Raw genomic sequence first — 19,048 nt, 5'->3', positions numbered from 1 at the left:
TCGCAGAACACGATCAACCTGGCCGGCATCACCGTCGTCGCTTCCGATCAGGATGGCAGCACCGCCAGCGCAACGGTCGGCATCAACGTCGTCGACGACATTCCGACAGCAAACGAAATCAACAAGTCGCTGACCGAAACGGGTGGTGGGGATACCAACATCACTCTCGTGCTCGACGTCTCCGGTAGCATGGACTACGCTTCGGGCCTGACAGGTCTTACGCGACTTGAAGTTATGAAGGCGTCGGTCATCGAGTTGATCGAGCGATACGACAACGTCGGCAATGTAAAGATCGCAATCGCGACGTTCTCGTCTGACGCAAGCGCTGCTCCCGGTGGGTGGATGACCGTGGATCAGGCGAAGGCCTTTGTGAACGGCTTAACTGCTGATGGTGGCACCAACTACGATGCTGCTGTGTCGGCTGCACAAACAGCCTTTAATGCGGCAGGCAAAATCTCCGGCGCCTCAAACGTGCTGTATTTCCTGTCAGATGGAGATCCAACTGATGGCGCGATTACAGGGAGCGAGATCACTGCTTGGCAGAACTTCCTCAATACGAATGACATTAATTCCTACGCGTTCGGCATGGGTAGCGCCGCAGTCCAGGGACCGCTCGATCCGCTGGCCTATGACGGAAGGGGAACCGGCGCCGATCGCGATGCCCAGGTCATAACGGATCTCAGCCAACTCACGACTTCGCTGAGCGGCTCTGTGTTTCAGCCCGCGACGGGCAACATCATGACCGACCCCAATCCCGACAATGCATTTGGCGCGGACGGCGGATATGTGCGTGCCATCACCTATGCCGGCAAGGTGTTTACCTATGACCGAGCGACAGACGCGGTCACCATGGCCGGCAGCGGGAGTGCAACTTATTCGTTCAATACCGCAACGAACGAACTAACGATCAACACGTCCCAAGGTACGCTGAAGATCGACATGGATGACGGAAGCTACACCTACACTCCGCCGTCCAGCGTCACATCAACTCAGGTGGCATCGTTTGGCTACACATTGATAGATGGCGATGGCGACACCGCATCAAACACGATCAACTTCAATCTCAGCAACGCTGCCCTCCCGCCAATTGTGCGAGACGACAATGTCATCACGAATATATCGGGTAATGGCGCTGCAATTGTCATTCCGCATGCTGCGTTGCTGTACAACGACAGCAACACCGATGGACTTCCGATCAGCGTCACCTCTGTAAGCGGGGCAGACAGCGGGTCCGTCAGCAACGGAAGCGGCACGGTTACGTTCACCGATGGTTCCGGAAGCTCGAATGGTGGCTCGTTCATTTATACGGGTAACGCGGGAGGCATGACTGACACGGGTTCTGTCAATGTCGATCGCGACCAGAGAGGCGACAGTGAATTGTGGGGCACCGGTCTCGGCGAAATCCTGCTCGGTCGCAACAACGCCGCCGACACGATTTACGGCTACGAAGGCAACGATGTCTTGATTGGGGGCGACTCAACGAGCGAGCGCGTCAAATTCACGCTGACAGTCGACGGCGCGAATACAGCAAGCAACGCCAACTTCCTGCAGTTTGCGTTCAATGAAGGCAGCAGCGCTGTACAGAGCATTACGATAAACCTTCGAGGCGGAAGTGACGGTGACGCCATTTTCGACGGAACTGCCGGGGGCACCAGAAATAGCGACGGTGAGTGGGGACCAGATCTTTCCGGCTTGGTTGGCTTGACCAACAGCAATGTTTCCTTCTCGAGCACGGACAATGTCGGCAGCCTGACCCTGAGTTTCGGTCAAGGCACGTTCACGGCAGGCGACGGCCTGAAGTTGAACATCGACGTCGATCGCCTTGGTCTGAACGCAGGCGACGGGGATGCGGGGCTGTTCGCCAGCAAGGGCGTCACGGCCACCATCACGATGGAAGACGGTCGCACTCAGACACTGACGTTCGCTGGCGTTGACGCCGACACGGGCCAAGTTCTCTTCGACCTTGCACCAGTGGTGGACGACAAGCTCTATGGCGGGGCTGGCAATGACTGGCTGCTCGGAGGCAGCGGCAGCGACATTCTGGACGGTGGCACCGGCAACGACCTGCTCTATGGCGGTACCGGTTCGGACACCATGACCGGGGGCGCGGGCGCCGACACCTTCAAGATCGACGCGGACTCGCTGCAGCTCAGCATTGACGACGTGATTACCGACTACAACTACGCCGAGGGCGATAGCGTCGACCTGACGGCTCTTCTCGGCAATCTGCCCACGGGAACGACCCTGGACGGTAACTTTGTCCAGGTGGTCCAAAACGGCCAGAACGCCAATCTTCAGGTCGACACCGACGGCAGTGCCGGCAACGGTTCGGGTTGGCACACGGTCGCGGTGCTCGAAGACTTCCAGGTTTCGACCGAGGTGGTGAAGATCCTCTTCACCGAAAACGGTGCGCCAAAGACACAGGACGTTTCATAAACGCAACATCGATCTCGACAGTTCAGCGGTTCTCGGCAATCATCCGGGAACCGCATTTCCAGGGGGAGCCTTTTCATGATCCGAAGCATGCTGGCGGGGGCGATGGTCGCTCTGATGCCCTTATCAGGTTTCGCAGCCGATCTCATTGTCGACTATGCGCCGGCCACCAGGCAGTGCACGGAGCTCAGCCAGTCCTCGCTGACGGTCGAGCAGGATGTCGGCACTCTGACGAAGGAAGTCGTATCGCGCATGGACGAGGCGATCGCCGTTGCCGCTGATCCGCGCTGGGTCTACTCGACGCGACCGGCCTTCGTCTGGGCGTCCGAGACCAAGGTTGCTTGCGGCAAGGCCTACGGCTACCTTCAATCCAATTGGCGCGACGAGGACTACCTCGCCAAGTGCGATTGCTTCTACACCAAAATGCATCACTTCATGAACTGATACAGGCTGTCTGATCGTCATGTCTCGCGCTGTCGTTTCACCGGCTAAGTGTGTGTCGTTTCGCGGGAAATGGCTGACCCTCGGCATGTTCGCTCTCGGTATGCTCGCGGGCTGCCAGGGTGCCCCCACCCCTCAAGACGTGCTCGACGTGGAATCGCCGCAGGCGATGCATGCCCGGCGCGCAGCCGAGCGTGCGGTCAAACCGCAGGAAACGTTCGGCAATGGGCCGACGCGGATCGCGCTCATCACGGCCCTCATGGCGCCGACGGGCGAAACCGTGCGCGAACGGGATATCCGGGATGGCGCTTCGCTTGCGGTCGACGAACTTGGTGGCGGTCAGCTCTCGCTTCTGGTCGAAAATACCGACGGATCGCCACAACAGGTCAAGGACGCGGCAAAGAGGCTCGCCGATCAGAAGGTCGCGCTTGTCGCTGTGTCCGCCGCCGACGTGCCTGTCAGCACCTTCCGTGACGGACTTGGCTCCGCCCGCCCGCCACTGCTGATGCTTCGCGGCAACGGCGCCGAGCGGCCAGCCGGCACCTTCGCCTTCGTGTCCGATCGTGTCGACAGCACAGTCGAGGGAGCATCCTATGCGGCGGCGTCCGGCCGTACGCGGTTCGTCGCGCTCTTGCCCGGCGATGTCTCCGCCAATGAACGGCAGAGGCTTGAGCGTGGGCTTGCCGACTACGGCATCAAGCCGGCTCTACTTGCGGTGACCGGCTCCACCGCATTTTCCGGTGACGCCGCGTCGAAGGCCAAACTCAAGGATATAGACGCGGTGCTCTTGGTTGGCGCGGGAGATCCCGACGTCGCCGCTCTGTCTCAGCTTAGGGCCAATGGCTATCTGAAGCCGAATGCGATGATCGTTGGAAGTTCCGGTTGGACCGCTGCCGCCTACAAACGTCCGGAGGTTTCCGGAAGTCATCTCTGTGTGTTTGGTCCGGAGAACGGTTCGCGTATGACCTCGCGTTACCTCGATCGCTACGAGCGCGCCGCCGCTGCCGATGCGGCCTATGGCTTCGATGTCATTGCGCTTGCGGCAGGTCTCGTGCGCACCAAGGGCGAAAACGCCATCAACCAGGAAAGCATTCGGTCGCCGAGCGGCTTCATCGGCGCGGCGGCGGCATTCCGGTTCGAAGAAAACGGCGCTGTCCGACGAACCTGCGCAATCCATCAAGTTACGGGCGGGAACTTGAAGCTCCTTGATCCAGCTCCCCGCTCGTTCTGACTCTACTGGCCGGGCTCGCCGTGTCCGCTTGCAACCAAGGGCGAAGCGCTCAACTACAGCCGGCGCCATGGCCGGCTGCGCCGATCCGGAAGCACAGGACGATTCTGACAACCATCAGGGATGATGGGCGAACAGGCTGCGATAACCGCAAACTCGGTCACCCGTTTCTCATTGCGCGGCAAAACGCCTGTACATTCGCCCGGTGGGTTCCCACGACTGACATGCCCGATCTGATCGTGCACACCTCCCGTTCAGGGCCTTTCAACCCTGCAGGCGCAGCACGGTCAGATCGTCCGCGCAACAGCCCAATCGAACGCCTCTTCAAGTGCGGCAAACTTGACCGCCTGCCAGCGGCGATAATCCGACACGAGTTGCGATGACACCCAGAGGTCGCCGCGGTTTCCCGGCCCTTGCCAGCCGAGGACGGCAAGGTCGCGCGCCCGTGCAAAAACCCGTTGGGCGTGACTATTCGATATGATGTAGCGACTGGTGATCTCACTGATGCGCAGGGGGCCGATCGTTATCCGACCTTGCGGTAACTCCCCCTTCGGCAGGCGTGCAATCAGATCATGCAGAATGTTGCTGCCGGACTCCGTCCGCACAAAGGTAGCGACGCTTTCGGGTGGCGAACACCAGCCCGGCTCTTCGAACAAGCGTCGCGTTGCCCTCGGGTGCGCGAAACACAGCAATGACGGCTCGGCCATGGACAGGTGGTGACGCCGGCCCCCATCCAGCCTGTCGAGCGATTTGAGATGGCCATCAAACCACTGGCGGATGAGATCCTCAGCGGTTTCCGACAGGATCAGCGGGCGCAAGCGCTTGTCGCCCGCCCATTCGGCGTCAAGCAGCAACTTGTAACTGCGCATTTCCGCCAGGTGCGCAACGGCCGTATTTCTGCTCGCAATATTGCTCTCGACGAAAAAATCCACGAGCTTAGCCGCAGTCAGGCCCGGCCGGGTGCCATCGATCTTGTGCTCGAAACAGAGGGTCAGGATTGCCTGGGTCAGCAGCCACTTCTGAAGGCTGGCGGTGTAACGCACGATCCTTGGGGCAATATCGTGCATGGCGACGAGCCGCAGCGCCAGATCACGCAGGGCCTCTCCGAACTGCTCCCGCTCAAGGATCGCCTCGACCCGAGGTAGGAGAGGTCGCTCGAATGCCCCGCGAAGTGAAGGATGAACGCTCACGATCTCAAGCTCATGCGACAGGAGGACGTGACATGCCTTCGACGGCGCTGATGGCCCCACTTGCACCGACCCCGCGGCAGACGACGTTTTGTATCGACAGGCCGAAATGGAGAAGAAATTCTGATGAAATAGACACTAACATCGATCCAAAGATATCAAAAAGGCAATAAATAAACTGAGGCGGCGTCCACACTCACTGTATATACTGGGATATTAACAGTTTCCTTACCAACCTTTAGTGCGAAGTGCCATCGTGCCAACAAGACTTTCGCGCGATGAGGTTAACGGCGGGCCGGCGTTGCTCGCGCCTCTCCGGAGCGGTTGACTGCACAGGATGAAACCTCTCGTCGCCCGGGCGCAGGCAACACTCCATCGCCGTCACCCGTGCGATGCAGCCGGGCAAAGCTTCGCGATGCGGAAGCGCAGTGCGCGGAACATCCGCAGCGATTGCGCGTTGCGGCTGGTGATCTGGGCCTTGGCTGGTGTACCATGCCAAGCCTCTAAACGGAGGATTGCGATATGCTGCGTTGGCTCGTGTTTGCCGCCATGACAACATCGCTTGCCGGCGCCGCCCAAGCGGACGAAGGTGCGTTCCTGAAGTCGCTGCAGGGCAGTTGGACGGGCGCCGGCACAGTTAGAATCCGAACGCATATGTCGCCCATCAACGTTTCCTGCAACTTCGATTCTCAATCGCGAGGTCTGGCGCTGTCGATGGAAGGCGTCTGTCGAGGGTTGATCCTGATTTCAAAATCGATCGATGCCCAACTGAAATTCAGCGGCACGAAATACAGCGGGTCGTATCTCGGCCCGCGTGGCGGACGCGCGGGCCTGAGCGGCAGCCGTCGCGGTGATGCCATCAACCTCACCATTCGCTGGGCGAAGGAAGTCAACGGCGACCGCAGCGCCGATCTGACGCTGCAGAAAGTTGGCGCCAACGGCATGCGGCTGACGACTGTTGATGTCGACCCGGAATCCGGCGACAGGGTCGTCACCAGCGAGATCAACCTGCACCGAAAGTGATGCCGTGACTGGGTCCTGGTTACGGCTGTGCGGATAGGAAATTGCGCTGGTAGGTCGCGTTCAACAGCATTTGCGCCGCCGTCTCTGCCATTGCCGCATTGCGCGCTTCAATGGCTTCGACGATGGCTTCGTGCATCTTGAGGGAGTGCTGCAAGCCACCAAACGTCCTGAGCGTGCGGGGAATGCTGATCGTCAGGGCCGTGCGAATGACCGCCGAGACGGGCAGGAGAAAGCGATTGTGCGCCGCCTGGATGATTTCCAGGTGGAAATCGATGTCAGCTTCAATCGCGGCAGAAACCGTCGCGTGGTCTTCCGTCATGCGGGCATAGGCCGCGCGGATGCGCTCAAGCTCATCCGCCGACCCACGGCGAGCGGCAAGCCCCGCTGCCATCGGCTCTATCGCCAGGCGGATCTCGAACAGTTCTTCGACCAGTTGCTGCTGGTCATCCGCGCCCTCGTGCCAGGAGAGCACCACCGGATCGAGCGTGTTCCAATGCTCCGGCGCGCGGACCCGCGTGCCCAGGCGCGGCTTGGCCTCGATGAAGCCCTTGGTCGACAGGATCTTCAGCGCCTCGCGCAAGGTCGTCCGACTGACGCGCAGATTGCCCAGCATCTCGGACTCCTTGGGCAGGATCTCGCCGGGCTTGAGTTCGCCGAGCGCAATCCGCCGGCCGATTTCCGCCGCGATCTGTGCGGGCAAGCCCCGGTCTCCGATCGTAAATGTCGTCATCAGCCGTCCGTTTCCGAAATCCCGGCGCGCACTTTGGCGCGATTCGACCCCTTGCTACCATAGCCGTCGCCACGCCCCAACAACGGGCGGTCGGCCCCTGGCATGGCGATAACGCCTATTCCTCGCCGAGCCGGCCAAGCTCTTCGGCAAAACGCTCAACCATCGCCAGGCCGGTCGCCGTCGGCCGCAGCGCCGGCGCACGGTCGAACACGGGCAGGCCGGCGCGTTCACCGAAGAGACGTTTGCCGTAGCACATCAGGTTCTCGATCCCCTGCATGGTGAACACCACGGCCGGCAGCATGTTGCGATAGGCCGCTTCCGCCTCCTCGTCCCAGCCGTCGCGATAGAACTCGTAAGCCCTGACGGCATGATCGATGCAGTCGGGCGCAAGAATGAAGCCGCGGCATCCGGCCCGCAGGTTGTCGATGAGTTCGAGACCGGCCCGGCCGTTGAAAACCGGCAATCTTCCCTCGGTAACCTCGATCAGTGCGGCGATATCGACCACCGGTCCCTCGCCCTTGATCAGCGTAATGTTCGGATGCTGGCGGACGAGCTCTGCAATATCGGTTGCGGTCAGTCCCCTCCCCATGAATGCCGGCGCATTCTGGATCGCGACAGGTACGTCGATCGCATCGGCGACACGGCCGAAGAAACGGATATACTCCTGGGCGGAGAACTGGCCGACGATCGGCGGCTGCAGGATCAGCCAATCGGCGCCAGCACCAACGGCATGGCGCGCCTGGCGTACCTGTTCCTCGACCGAGGGCCCGAAGATGGTGAGCGCCACCGGCACTTGGCCGGCCGTGTCTTCCACCAGCCATTCCATCACGGCCATGCGTTCGGCCTCGCTCAATTTCGAGGCTTCGGTTGCAAGACCGAGGGCCGCCATGCCATGCACGCCGGCATCAAGACAGACCTCAGTCTGGCGCCGCATGGCTCCGCGATCGAGCTTTTCGTCGCCGTCAAACAGCGCGTAGAGGATGGCGTGGATGCCGTGCAGGTCAGCGGGGTCGAACCGGGACATCGCCGCTCCTCCTCAGTGGCTTTCGCGCGGCACGGCGTGCCCGCGACAACCGACAAGGAAATCGAGATCAGCGCCGCGATCGGCCTGCATCACCCGTTCGACATAAAGGCCCTGGTAGCCGCCCGGCATGGCGATCTCAGGCGGCGTCCACAGCTGCCGGCGGCGAACAAGCTCCGCCTCGTCGACATCGAGGTGCAGCCGGCGCCCGGCGACGTCGAGTTCGATCCAGTCGCCGTCCCTGACCAACGCCAAGGCACCACCAACGGCCGCCTCCGGCGCGACATGCAGCACGACAGTGCCAAAGGCGGTGCCCGACATGCGGGCGTCGGAAATGCGCACCATGTCGCGCACGCCCTGCTTCAGGAGCTTCTGCGGCAGCGCCATGTTGCCAACCTCGGCCATGCCTGGATAGCCCTTGGGACCGCAGTTCTTCAGAACCATGATCGAGGTCTCGTCGATATCGAGGTCGGGATCGTCGATGCGCTGCTTGTAGTGGTCGATCGTTTCGAAGACGACCGCGCGTCCGCGATGCTGCATCAGGCCCGGCGTTGCCGCCGAAGGCTTCAGGATCGCCCCCTGGGGCGCGAGATTACCCTTCAGGACGGCGATACCGCCCTGCTGCGTCAACGCCACGGCGCGCGGCAGGATGACATCGGGATTGTAGTTTTCCGCATCCGCGATGTTTTCCCCGACGCTCTTGCCCGTCACCGTCGGGTTGTCGAGATCGAGCAGGTCGGCGATTTCCTTCATGACGGCGGGAAGGCCGCCGGCGTAACAGAAGTCCTCCATCAGGAAGGTGCCCGAAGGCATGAGATTGAGGATCGTCGGGATGTCCCGGCCGAACCTGTCCCAATCCTCGAGCGTCAGTTCGGTGCCCACCCGTCCTGCAATCGCCAGCAGATGCACGACAGCGTTGGTGGAGCCGCCGATGGCACCGTTGACGCGGATGGCATTGGCAAAGGCTTCCCGCGTCAGGATATGCGACGGGCGCAGGTCCTCGGCAACCATCGCGACGATCCGCCGACCGGAGAGCCGCGCCAGGCGCGCGCGATGAGCGTCGACCGCGGGATAGGCCGCGTTGCCGGGTAGAGCCAGCCCCAAGGCTTCGGCCATCGACGCCATGGTCGAGGCGGTGCCCATGGTCATGCAATGACCTGGTGAGCGCGACATTGCGCTTTCCGCCGCCATGAATTCGGCCGGCGTCATGACGCCGGCCCGCACATCCTCGGAAAACTTCCAGACATCCGTACCCGAGCCGATGGTCCTGCCCTTCAGTCGGCCGTTCAGCATCGGCCCGCCGGAAACGACGATTGCCGGCAGATCGCAAGAGGCGGCCCCCATGACGAGCGACGGCGTGGTCTTGTCGCAGCCGGCCATCAGCACGACGCCATCGATCGGGTTGCCGCGGATCGCCTCTTCCACATCCATGGAGGCGAGGTTGCGAAAGAGCATGGCGGTCGGACGCAGATTGGACTCGCCGCAGGAAAACACCGGAAATTCCAGCGGCAGGCCACCCGCCTCCAGCACGCCCGCCTTGATGTGTTCGATCAGGCCGCGAAAGTGGGCGTTGCAAGGTGTGAGTTCGGAGAACGTGTTGCAGATGCCGATGACCGGGCGTCCATCGAAGGCGTCATCCGGCAGGCCGTTGTTCTTCATCCAGCTGCGATGAATGAAACCATCCTTGTCGAGCCCTCCGAACCAATGCTGCGATCTCAGTTTTCTCGACATGTCCACTCCCCCGCCGTGCGCCCGCCCTCCGAGTGGCGTGTCGCGCTTTTTATTTCTCATATAATCGGAGTTATTCGCGGTCAAGCGTCAAACCGCACAACAAGCCGGCTTGCTCGCCCGTTCGAAAAGCGGGAGCAGCGATCGAGAAGTTGAAGGTTAGGCAGGATGAGGAGGTGAGAGCCGCGGTAAGCGCGCAGGGCGCTGCCGGCCCGGCATCAAACGGCGGCCGGCGGGGAACGCCAACCACCGCGCAGCGCAGTGATTGGCGAATGCAATTCAGACCAGACCTGCCGGTCTGGCTCAGGGATGGTGCAGGACGCTCAAGCCGCCGTCGACAGTCAGGCAGGTGGCGTTGATGAAGGTGCATTCGTCCGACACCAGGAACAGTGCGGCGCGGGCGATCTCGTCAGCCGTGGCGATGCGGCCGCCCGGATGCAGTTTCATCGTCTCGGCCTCAGCGGCAACCGGGTCCGGGAAGCTGTTCCAGTATTCGACCGCCTTCTGCGTCAGCACGTATCCCGGCGCAAGGGCATTCACCCGGATCCCCTTTGAAGCGTATTCGATGCCGAGCGACTTGGTCATGCCGAGAAGCGCATGTTTCGCCAACGGATAAGGGAAAGTGTGCGGGATGATGGTGAAGGCATGGGTGGACGCGATATTGAGGATGACGCCGCCGCCATCCTCGATCATGCCCGGCAAAACGGCCCGGCTGCAGTTCCACGCCCCCTTGAGATTGACGTCGAAGCAGCGCTGCCAGTCGGCGTCACTCAACGCCAGTGGTTCAGAAAAGACGTTGATGCCGGCATTGTTGACGAGCGCATTCGGGCGCCCGATCGTGTTTTCGGCCTGACGGATGGCTTCGGCAATCCCATCGGCGTCGGTAATGTCTGATGTCGTCGAGGCGACCGTGCCGCCAGCCGCCTTGAGCCTTGCTGTCTCCTGGTCGAGCAGCGGTCCATCGCGATCGATCAGAAAGAGGCTGGCGCCTTCCTTCAGAAATTCCTCCGCCATGGCGAGGCCAATGCCCTGCGCTGCCCCGGTGATGACGATGCGCTTGCCAGCAAGCCGCTTGCTCATGCCTGTTCCCTCTCTATCCGATCAGTCGGTGCGGCCGTTACCACTCGGCGACGCTGCCATCCTCATGACGCCAGATCGGGTTGCGCCAGCGGTGGCCTTCCTTGGCGCGCTCGATGACATAGGCCTCGTCGACCTCGACGCCGAGGCCAGGGCCCTGCGGGATCGAGACGAAGCCGTCTTCGTAGTGAAAGACGTCCTTGTTGGAGACGTAATCGAGGATGTCGTTGGCCTCGTTGTAGTGAATGCCGAGGCTCTGTTCCTGGATGAAGGCATTGTAGCTGACGGCATCGATCTGCAGGCAGGCGGCAAGCGCGATTGGGCCCAGCGGGCAATGCGGCGCCAGCGCCACGTCATAGGCTTCGGCCATCGACGCGATCTTGCGGCATTCGGTGATCCCTCCAGCATGGGAAAGGTCGGGCTGGATGATGTCGACATAACCGTCCGCCAGCACCGACTTGAAGTCCCAGCGCGAATAGAGCCGCTCGCCGAGCGCGATCGGGGTCGAGCAATGGTTGGCGATCTCCTTCAGCGCCTCGCGGTTTTCCGAAAGCACCGGCTCCTCGATGAACATCAGCTTGAACTGCTCGAGTTCCTTGGCCAGCACCTTAGCCATCGGCCGGTGCACCCGGCCGTGGAAATCGACGCCGATGCCGATATTCGGTCCGATCGCATCACGAATGATACCGATCGTTTCCACCGCCTTGTCGATCTTCTCGTTGGTGTCGACGATCTGCAGTTCCTCGCAGCCGTTGAGCTTGATCGCCTTAAAGCCGCGCGCCACCACGTCCTTGGCGTTGCGGGCGACATCGCTCGGGCGATCGCCGCCGATCCAGGAATAGACCTTGATCTTGTCGCGGCATTGGCCGCCGAGCAGGGAGTGCACGGGCTGGCCAAGCGCCTTGCCCTTGATGTCCCAGAGCGCCTGGTCGATGCCGGCAAGCGCGCTCATATGGATGGCGCCGCCGCGGTAGAAACCGCCGCGATACATCACATTCCAATGATCCTCGATCAGGAACGGGTCCTTGCCGACGAGATAGTCTGCAAGCTCGTGCACGGCCGCCTCGACTGTCAGTGCCCGCCCCTCGACGACGGGCTCGCCCCAACCGACGATGCCCTCGTCGGTCTCCACTTTGAGAAACAGCCAGCGCGGCGGGACGATATAGGTCGTTAGCTTGGTGATCTTCATGGAATGATGTCCGGTTCGGTGAGGATAGCGTGTCGTGACCAGCCGTGCGCGTGCATGCCGGCGGGAATTTTCAGAGAACGGGTTTGGCGGGGCTGTGCTGCTTGACCGCGGTTGCCAGGTCGCGCGCGGCGAGATCAAGCATGCGCGTCGAGCAGTCGCGCGCAGCGGCCTTGTCGCGCATGCGCAGCGCCTCGACCAGTTCGCGATGGATGTCGATCGCCTCGTCGCGCCGCTCGGCGGCTTCGTTGGAGGCATGCAGCGAAAACTTCAGCGCCGCCTGGATGATGCCGACCAGTTGCAGGAAAACCTGGTTGTGGCTGGCCTTGAGCAGGCAGGTGTGGAACGCTACGTCCGCATCGGTGAAGCCGGCGATATCGCGCTCGCCGTCACGCATCGCCTGCCAGGCGCGCTCGAGATCGGCGATTTCCTGAACGGTCGCGCGCTCCGCGGCAAATTCGGCCGCGACCGGCTCGATCGCCCGGCGCGCTTCCAGGATGCAATTCAACAGGTCGAATTCGAAGATGCGCTCGCCGATCCATTCGAGCACCTGGGCATCGAGGATGTTCCACTCGTCCTTGCCGCAAACGACGGTGCCGACCCGCGAGCGGCCACGCACCATGCCCTTCGATTCCAGGATCTTCAACGATTCGCGAATGACGGTTCGGCTGACGCCGTAGCGCTCACAAAGATCATTTTCCCGCGGCAGATAGGAGCCGACAGGAAAGATATCGGCGCAGATATCGGAAGCGATCGTCCGCGTCACGTTCTTCTGGACGCGCGGCCGGCGCTGTACTTGCTCCGCGGCCACGGCCTGCGGCTCCTGTCCTTCCATCTGCATCTCCACCCATCCCTTTCAGTTCCGCCGACGCTTTTATCCCAGATCACCTTTCCTCGCGACAGGGATCCGGGAGCACTTCAGCAATAGTTATACATCACTATCTCAATCATCATACAAAGGCAATTGACGGATATGATGATTCATCATACACAAAAGGCAACTGCAGGAGGCAGTTCACTAGGGAGAGAAATCATGCGCTTCTTCAAAGCCGCCATTCTGGCCGGCACCGTTGCCGTATTCGCAGCAACCTCGGCCTTCGCCGCCGACGTCAAGATCGGCTTCATCGTCAAGCAGCCCGAGGAGCCGTGGTTCCAGGACGAGTGGAAGTTTGCCGACGTCGCCGCCAAGGAAAAGGGCTTCACGCTGGTCAAGATCGGCGCCGAAGATGGCGAGAAGGTTCAGTCGGCGATCGACAACCTCGGCGCCCAGGGCGCGCAGGGCTTCATCATCTGCACGCCTGACGTCAAGCTCGGCCCCGGCATCATCGCCAAGGCTGAAGCCAACGACCTGAAGCTGATGACGGTCGACGATCGCCTCGTCAACGCCGACGGCAGCCCGATCGAGAGCGTGCCGCATATGGGCATCTCGGCCACCAAGATCGGTGAAGCCGTCGGTCAGTCGATTGTCGACGAGATCAAGAAGCGCGGCTGGGACATGAAGGACGTCGGCGCCATCCGCGTTTCCTACGACCAGTTGCCGACCGCCGTCGACCGCGTCGAAGGCGCGCTCTCGGTGCTGAAGGCCAACGGCTTCCCGGAAGCTAACATCTTCGACGCGCCGCAGGCAAAGACCGACACGGAAGCCGCGCTTAACGCCTCTACCGTCGTGCTCAACAAGAACGCCGGCATCAAGAAGTGGGTCGCCGTCGGCCTGAATGACGAAGCGGTGCTCGGCGCGGTGCGCGCAACCGAGACCGTCGGCATCGCTCCGGACAGCATGATCGGCGTCGGCATCGGCGGCGCAGACTCGGCGATCAACGAGTTCAAGAAGCCCGCGGCAACCGGCTTCTTCGGCACCGTGATCATCTCGCCCAAGCGCCACGGCTACGAGACCGCACTCAACATGTACGAGTGGGTCGCCAACGGCAAGGAGCCGGAAAAGCTGACGCTGACCGCCGGCCAGATCGCGCTGCGCGATACCTACGAGGCCGTTCGCAAGGACCTCGGCATCGAGTAATCGTCGTCTTCGATGACTTTGAAGCCCGGCGGTTCGACACCGCCGGGCGCCCCATTGCGGAGCGTCGCAGATGCAAGACTTCCTCGAATTCCGATCCATCTCCAAGGGCTATCCCGGCGTCCAGGCGCTGTCGAACGTCTCGTTCTCGGTGAAAAAAGGCGCCGTGCACGGATTGATGGGCGAAAACGGCGCCGGCAAGTCGACGCTGATCCGCGTCCTCTCCGGCGACCAGTCCGCCGATACCGGCGAAATCCTGATCGACGGCGCGCAGCAACACTACCGCTCGGTGCGCGACGCCTTCCACGCCGGCGTCATCGTCATCCACCAGGAACTGCAGCTCGTGCCTGAGCTGACGGTCGCCGAAAACCTCTGGCTCGGACGTTTTCCCGGCAAGGCCGGCGTCATCGATCGCCAGCAACTGATCGGATTCGTCTCGGCGAAACTTGCCGAGATCGGCATCGACGTCGATCCCTCCGTGAAAGTCGCCTCGCTATCGATCGGCGAGCGCCAGATGGTGGAAATCGCCAAGGCCGTCATGCTCGATGCGCGCGTGATCGCACTCGACGAGCCGACCTCGTCGCTTTCCTCCAGGGAAAGCGAGATCCTCTTTGCGCTTATCGATCGGCTGCGCGCCAATGGCACGGTCATTCTCTACGTCTCGCATCGCCTCGACGAGATTTTTCGTCTGTGCGACAGCCTGACGGTGCTGCGCGATGGAAAGCTCGCCGCCCATCACCCCGAGATTTCGAAGGTAACGCGCGACCAGATCATTTCCGAAATGGTCGGCCGCGAGATCGCCAACATCTGGGGCTGGCGCGAGCGGACGCTCCGGCAAGAGCGGTTGCGCGTGGAAGGCATTTCCGGACCAAAGCTGCGCAACCCTTTAAGCTTTTCCGTCCGGCGCGGCGAAATCCTCGGCTTCTTCGGGCTGATCGGTGCCGGGCGCAGCGAAATGGCTCGCCTGGTCTACGGCGCCGATGCCCGCAGCAGCGGAACGGTCTCTGTCGACGGCACCTTGATCCAGGCGGACAGCCCGCCGCACTCCATCCGCTCCGGCATCGTGCTCTGCCCGGAAGACCGCAAGTTCGACGGCATCGTCCAGGGACGCTCGATAGAGGAGAACATGACGATCTCCTCGCGCCGCCACTTCTCGCCCTTCGGCATCATCAACCCGAAGAAGGAGGGTGCGCTTGCCGACAAGTTCATCGCCAAGCTGCGCGTGCGCACGCCGTCGCGCCGCCAGGACATCATCAATCTCTCGGGCGGCAACCAGCAGAAGGTAATCCTCGGCCGATGGCTGTCCGAAGAAGGCGTCAAAGTCCTGATGATTGACGAGCCGACGCGCGGCATCGATGTCGGCGCCAAGTCGGAGATCTACGAAATCCTCTACGAACTGGCCGCCGAGGGCATGGCGATCGTGGTGATCTCCAGCGAACTGCCCGAAGTCATGGGTATCGCCGATCGCATCATGGTCATGTGCGAAGGCCGGGTCGCCGCCGATATTCCACGAGCAGACTTCGACGAGCGTCGCATTCTCGCCGCCGCCCTGCCGGACGTCCAAAACAACAACTCTCTTCCTCAGACACAGGCACGCTGACGATGACCTCCTTGAAAAAACTTCTTCTCGGCGAACAGGGCCTCGTCGTCATCTTCGCACTGGCCTTTCTCGTGGTGTCGCTGACGGTTCCCAACTTCCTGACCGAGCGCAACATGCTCGGCCTGCTGCAGTCGGTCGTCACCATCGGCATCGTCGCCTGCACCATGATGTTCTGCCTCGCCTCGCGTGACTTCGACCTCTCGGTCGGCTCAACCGTTGCTTTTTCCGGCATGGTCGCGGTCATGGCATCGAATGCGACCGGCTCGATCCTGCTCGGCCTTGTCGCCGCCCTCATCTGCGGCGGCCTGGTCGGCACGGTCAACGGTGTCGTCATCGCCCGCTTCCGCATCAACGCGCTCATCACGACGCTTGCCACCATGCAGATCGTGCGCGGCCTAGCGCTGATCGCCTCCGACGGCCGCGCCGTCGGCATCAACGATCCGAGCTTCTACCAGCTGGCACTGTCGCGCTTCCTCGGCGTCCCGACACCGATCTGGGTCATGGCGCTGTTCTTCGTAGCCTTCGGCTTCCTGTTGAACCGCACCGTCTTCGGCAAGAACACGCTGGCGATTGGCGGCAACCCGGAGGCATCGCGGCTTGCGGGTGTCGATGTCGCGCGCATGCGCATCTGGATTTTCGCCTTGCAGGGCCTCGTCTGCGCCGTTGCCGGCGTGCTGCTCGCCTCGCGCATCACCTCGGGCCAGCCGAACGCGGCGACAGGCCTCGAGCTTTCCGTCATCTCTGCCTGCGTGCTCGGCGGCGTGTCGCTTGCCGGTGGTCGTGCGGCGATGACCGGCGTGATCGTCGGCGTGCTAATCATGGGCATTGCCGAAAACGTCATGAACCTGCTCAACATCCAGGCCTTCTACCAATATGTCGTGCGCGGCCTGATCCTGCTGCTCGCCGTGCTGCTCGACAACCTGCGCTCGTCGGCGGCAGGACGGCGGGCTTAGCTGCCCTATGTCCGGGGACATTCTGCGGCTCAACAACGGTGCGCTTTCGATCGAGTTGAGCCGCTTCGGCGGCGCGATCCTCTCCGGCACCTATCGCGGGATCCCGATCTTTCGTCCTGCACGAACCGATGGTCTCGCGTCTCAGCGCCATGGCACTGAGGCAAGCTTTCCGCTCGTTCCCTTTGGCAATCGGCTGGAGGGCAACGCGTTCACTTTCTTCGGCCATCGCCACGCCCTCCTGAGGAACGCCGGCGACCCCTATTATCTGCATGGCGACGGCTGGCTGGCGACATGGGAAGTGGCCCCACACAGCGAAACCGAGGCATGCCTGCGCTACGTGCACGAAGCAATTGCGCCAAGCCCCTATGCTTATGACGCCGTTCAACATTTCCGCATTGACGGTGGCCACCTGACGATCACGCTTTCTGTCACCAACAGGTCGGGCCTGGCGCTGCCGATGGGCCTCGGACATCATCCCTTTTTCCCGAAAACTGCAGGCACGCGGCTGACGGCAAAGGCCGATCGTTTCTGGACCGAGCGTGCCGGCCACCTACCGGATCAGCCGGGGCCGATACTGCGCAATCTGGACTTCGAAGGCGGCAATCCACTCCCGCGCCAATGGCTGAACAACGCCTATGAGGATTGGGACGGCAAGGCCATGATCGAGTGGCCGGAACAAGATCTTTGCTTGGAGATCGAAGCGCAGGCGCCCTTCCGCCACTTCATGCTCTACACGCCTGAGGACGCCGACTTCTTCTGCTTCGAGCCGATGACACATCTGCCGAACGGCCATCATCTTCCTGGCCTCGGCGGTCTTTCCGTTGTTCAGAGCGGCCAAAGCCTTTCCGGCACGATGACGCTCACGCCGCGCCTGATTTCGGAAGGGCGTTGAAGGGGAACGGCGCGCCTGATCAGCCGGCTCGAATACCAGAGCGCCGTGCGTCACAATCGACACGCGGCACCTTGGCGGATAGTCGCTCGTTCGTCTCGCTGCCTACGCGGCAACCTGCTGCGACGCATCGAAGTCCGCCGCCCACTGCACCGATGGGCGCGCGGCGCAGCGCTCGATCCAGGCCTTGACGGCCGGCACGTCGGGCGTTGCTTCCGGGTACCATGCAAACGGCGAATAGAGCAGCAAGTCGGCAGCGGAGAATCCATCGCCCATCAGATAGGGGCTCGCAGTAAGCGCCGTCTCCAAATGATCCGCCATCTCCTTGGAACCACGGAACGTGGCCTGCAGATAGGGATGCGAAAGGCCGGCCGCTTCGGCGATCAGCACCGGCTCGACCACGCCGGCATACCAGGCAAGCCAGCTCAGATAGCAGCCGCGCTTGGGGTCGCCGGCAAGCGGCGCGAGTTTCTTTTCCGGAAACAGATCGGTCAGGTACTGGATGATGGCGATGCTTTCCCAGATGACGACGCCGTTATGGACGAGCAGCGGCACCTTGCCATCCGGATGCGGGTTCTTCGGATCCTTCGCTCCGCTGCCGTCGCCGCGGGTGATGTCAACGATGACAATGTTGACCTTGTCGAGCGCATCCAGCTCGCGAAGCAGCGAGATGATGCGCGAGGAGCGGGAACGCGGAGCGTGATAGAGCGTCAACATGGAAAGGACCTCGATTGCGGTTTCTGTCTGCCCTCTTTATAGATCGACCCAACTGTCAATTTCCGTCAGTAGGGTCATGGCACGCAGCGATCGTCTCTTTCGTCTTCTCCAGGCGCTTCGCAGCCTGCCGCAGCCGGTCACCGCAGCGCGGCTGGCGGAAGAGACCGGCGTATCGCTGCGCTCACTCTACCGCGACATCGACAGCCTGCGCGCGGCCGGTGCCGTGATCGACGGCGAGCGCGGCTTCGGTTATCGCCTGACGGAAGATATCGCCCTTCCGCCCCAGACCTTCACGCGCCTTGAAATCGAAGCGCTTGTGCTGGGGCTCGGCGAAGTCCGCCACATGGGCGAGCCAGAGCTCGCACGCGCTGCTGCAGCTGTGCTTTCGAAGATAACTGCCACTCTGCCCGACCGGTTGCAGCAGCAGACCATCCATGCGGTCTCGCAGGTTCATCGTTTCGAACAGAGGGCCGTGCCGGATATCGACGTCGGCCTGTTACGCGAAGCCTGCTGGCAGGAGCAAGCCATCGTCATCGACTATGTCGACGCCGGGGGACAACACAGCGAACGGCGCGTGCTGCCGCTTGGCATCGTCTATCTCGAACAGGTTCTTGTACTGCTCGGCTGGTGTTGCCTGCGCCAGGATTTCCGCAAGTTTCGCATCGATCGCATCGCCGAAGTCAGGACGACGGACGAGAGCTTCCGGCCGCGACGCGTACCGATGCTGCGCGACTTCATCGCCCGGATGAATGCCGGGACACCGGACGCGGCGCCGGCCCACCGCAAGGGATAGGCCGACCCCGCCAATACCGCATTGGAGC

General features: G+C 62.1%; 17 protein-coding genes. 9 read left to right on the top strand and 8 right to left on the bottom strand.

The features are described from left to right. From AC1Q80_RS17760 to AC1Q80_RS17750, 3 genes are all read left to right on the top strand, one after another. On the top strand, nucleotides 1-2,436 hold a 2,436-nt coding region (locus AC1Q80_RS17760), incomplete at its 5' end, for a type I secretion C-terminal target domain-containing protein (RefSeq protein WP_492361322.1). Nucleotides 2,437-2,511: 75 nt separating this feature from the next. Next, the gene (locus AC1Q80_RS17755; RefSeq protein WP_492361321.1) at nucleotides 2,512-2,877 is read left to right on the top strand and encodes a hypothetical protein; all 366 of its coding nucleotides are present in this window, start codon (nucleotides 2,512-2,514) and stop codon (nucleotides 2,875-2,877) included. Nucleotides 2,878-2,962: 85 nt separating this feature from the next. Then, nucleotides 2,963-4,105: an ABC transporter substrate-binding protein gene (locus AC1Q80_RS17750; protein WP_492361320.1), complete on the top strand. Its 1,143-nt coding sequence runs from the start codon at nucleotides 2,963-2,965 to the stop codon at nucleotides 4,103-4,105. A gap of 284 nt (nucleotides 4,106-4,389) precedes the next feature. Here AC1Q80_RS17750 and AC1Q80_RS17745 read toward each other — a convergent pair whose 3' ends face one another. Then, nucleotides 4,390-5,292, bottom strand: a complete 903-nt coding sequence (locus AC1Q80_RS17745) for a hypothetical protein (RefSeq protein WP_492361319.1) — start codon at nucleotides 5,290-5,292, stop codon at nucleotides 4,390-4,392. 519 nt (nucleotides 5,293-5,811) lie between these two features. Between AC1Q80_RS17745 and AC1Q80_RS17740 the strand changes: the two genes are divergently transcribed. Continuing rightward, on the top strand, nucleotides 5,812-6,312 hold the full coding sequence (locus AC1Q80_RS17740) for a hypothetical protein (RefSeq protein ID WP_492361318.1): 501 nt from the start codon (nucleotides 5,812-5,814) through the stop codon (nucleotides 6,310-6,312). A gap of 19 nt (nucleotides 6,313-6,331) precedes the next feature. On the opposite strand, the gene AC1Q80_RS17735 is transcribed toward AC1Q80_RS17740, so the two are convergent. The 6 genes from AC1Q80_RS17735 to AC1Q80_RS17710 all read right to left on the bottom strand — a co-directional run bounded on the left by AC1Q80_RS17735 (nucleotide 6,332) and on the right by AC1Q80_RS17710 (nucleotide 12,889). Continuing rightward, nucleotides 6,332-7,042, bottom strand: a complete 711-nt coding sequence (locus tag AC1Q80_RS17735; protein WP_492361317.1) for a FadR/GntR family transcriptional regulator — start codon at nucleotides 7,040-7,042, stop codon at nucleotides 6,332-6,334. Nucleotides 7,043-7,157: 115 nt separating this feature from the next. After that, nucleotides 7,158-8,066 carry a dihydrodipicolinate synthase family protein gene (locus AC1Q80_RS17730; protein ID WP_492361316.1) on the bottom strand — a complete coding sequence of 303 codons (909 nt, stop codon included), beginning with the start codon at nucleotides 8,064-8,066 and terminating at the stop codon, nucleotides 7,158-7,160. A 12-nt stretch (nucleotides 8,067-8,078) separates the two neighbouring features. Continuing rightward, the gene (locus AC1Q80_RS17725; RefSeq protein WP_492361315.1) at nucleotides 8,079-9,794 is read right to left on the bottom strand and encodes an IlvD/Edd family dehydratase; all 1,716 of its coding nucleotides are present in this window, start codon (nucleotides 9,792-9,794) and stop codon (nucleotides 8,079-8,081) included. A 300-nt stretch (nucleotides 9,795-10,094) separates the two neighbouring features. Further along, nucleotides 10,095-10,871 (bottom strand): SDR family oxidoreductase, encoded by a 777-nt coding sequence (locus AC1Q80_RS17720; protein WP_492361314.1) that lies wholly within the window; start codon nucleotides 10,869-10,871, stop codon nucleotides 10,095-10,097. Between the two features lie 37 nt (nucleotides 10,872-10,908). Then, nucleotides 10,909-12,057 carry a galactonate dehydratase gene (gene dgoD / locus AC1Q80_RS17715; RefSeq protein ID WP_492361313.1) on the bottom strand — a complete coding sequence of 383 codons (1,149 nt, stop codon included), beginning with the start codon at nucleotides 12,055-12,057 and terminating at the stop codon, nucleotides 10,909-10,911. Nucleotides 12,058-12,127: 70 nt separating this feature from the next. Then, nucleotides 12,128-12,889, bottom strand: a complete 762-nt coding sequence (locus AC1Q80_RS17710; protein WP_492361312.1) for a FadR/GntR family transcriptional regulator — start codon at nucleotides 12,887-12,889, stop codon at nucleotides 12,128-12,130. A gap of 198 nt (nucleotides 12,890-13,087) precedes the next feature. Here AC1Q80_RS17710 and AC1Q80_RS17705 point away from each other — a divergent pair, with 198 nt between their 5' ends. From AC1Q80_RS17705 to AC1Q80_RS17690, 4 genes are all read left to right on the top strand, one after another. Next, complete coding sequence (locus AC1Q80_RS17705) at nucleotides 13,088-14,071, top strand: arabinose ABC transporter substrate-binding protein (protein ID WP_209789515.1); 984 nt, start codon at nucleotides 13,088-13,090, stop codon at nucleotides 14,069-14,071. A gap of 70 nt (nucleotides 14,072-14,141) precedes the next feature. After that, nucleotides 14,142-15,668, top strand: a complete 1,527-nt coding sequence (araG, locus tag AC1Q80_RS17700; RefSeq protein WP_492361311.1) for an L-arabinose ABC transporter ATP-binding protein AraG — start codon at nucleotides 14,142-14,144, stop codon at nucleotides 15,666-15,668. Nucleotides 15,669-15,670: 2 nt separating this feature from the next. Then, a complete protein-coding gene (araH, locus tag AC1Q80_RS17695; RefSeq protein ID WP_492361310.1) occupies nucleotides 15,671-16,621 on the top strand; it encodes an L-arabinose ABC transporter permease AraH in 951 nt (316 codons plus the stop codon). Nucleotides 16,622-16,628: 7 nt separating this feature from the next. Beyond that, nucleotides 16,629-17,513: an aldose 1-epimerase gene (locus AC1Q80_RS17690; protein ID WP_492361309.1), complete on the top strand. Its 885-nt coding sequence runs from the start codon at nucleotides 16,629-16,631 to the stop codon at nucleotides 17,511-17,513. A gap of 102 nt (nucleotides 17,514-17,615) precedes the next feature. Here AC1Q80_RS17690 and AC1Q80_RS17685 read toward each other — a convergent pair whose 3' ends face one another. Beyond that, nucleotides 17,616-18,227 (bottom strand): glutathione S-transferase family protein, encoded by a 612-nt coding sequence (locus tag AC1Q80_RS17685; protein WP_492361308.1) that lies wholly within the window; start codon nucleotides 18,225-18,227, stop codon nucleotides 17,616-17,618. Nucleotides 18,228-18,303: 76 nt separating this feature from the next. Between AC1Q80_RS17685 and AC1Q80_RS17680 the strand changes: the two genes are divergently transcribed. Continuing rightward, nucleotides 18,304-19,020 (top strand): helix-turn-helix transcriptional regulator, encoded by a 717-nt coding sequence (locus AC1Q80_RS17680; RefSeq protein WP_173421750.1) that lies wholly within the window; start codon nucleotides 18,304-18,306, stop codon nucleotides 19,018-19,020. Nucleotides 19,021-19,048 lie beyond the last annotated feature (28 nt).

It is taken from the genome of Ensifer sp. GW823-FHT05D09, assembly GCF_058795755.1.
Note: the sequence above shows the minus strand (reverse complement) of the source record. Positions and strands in the feature narration are given on the sequence as shown.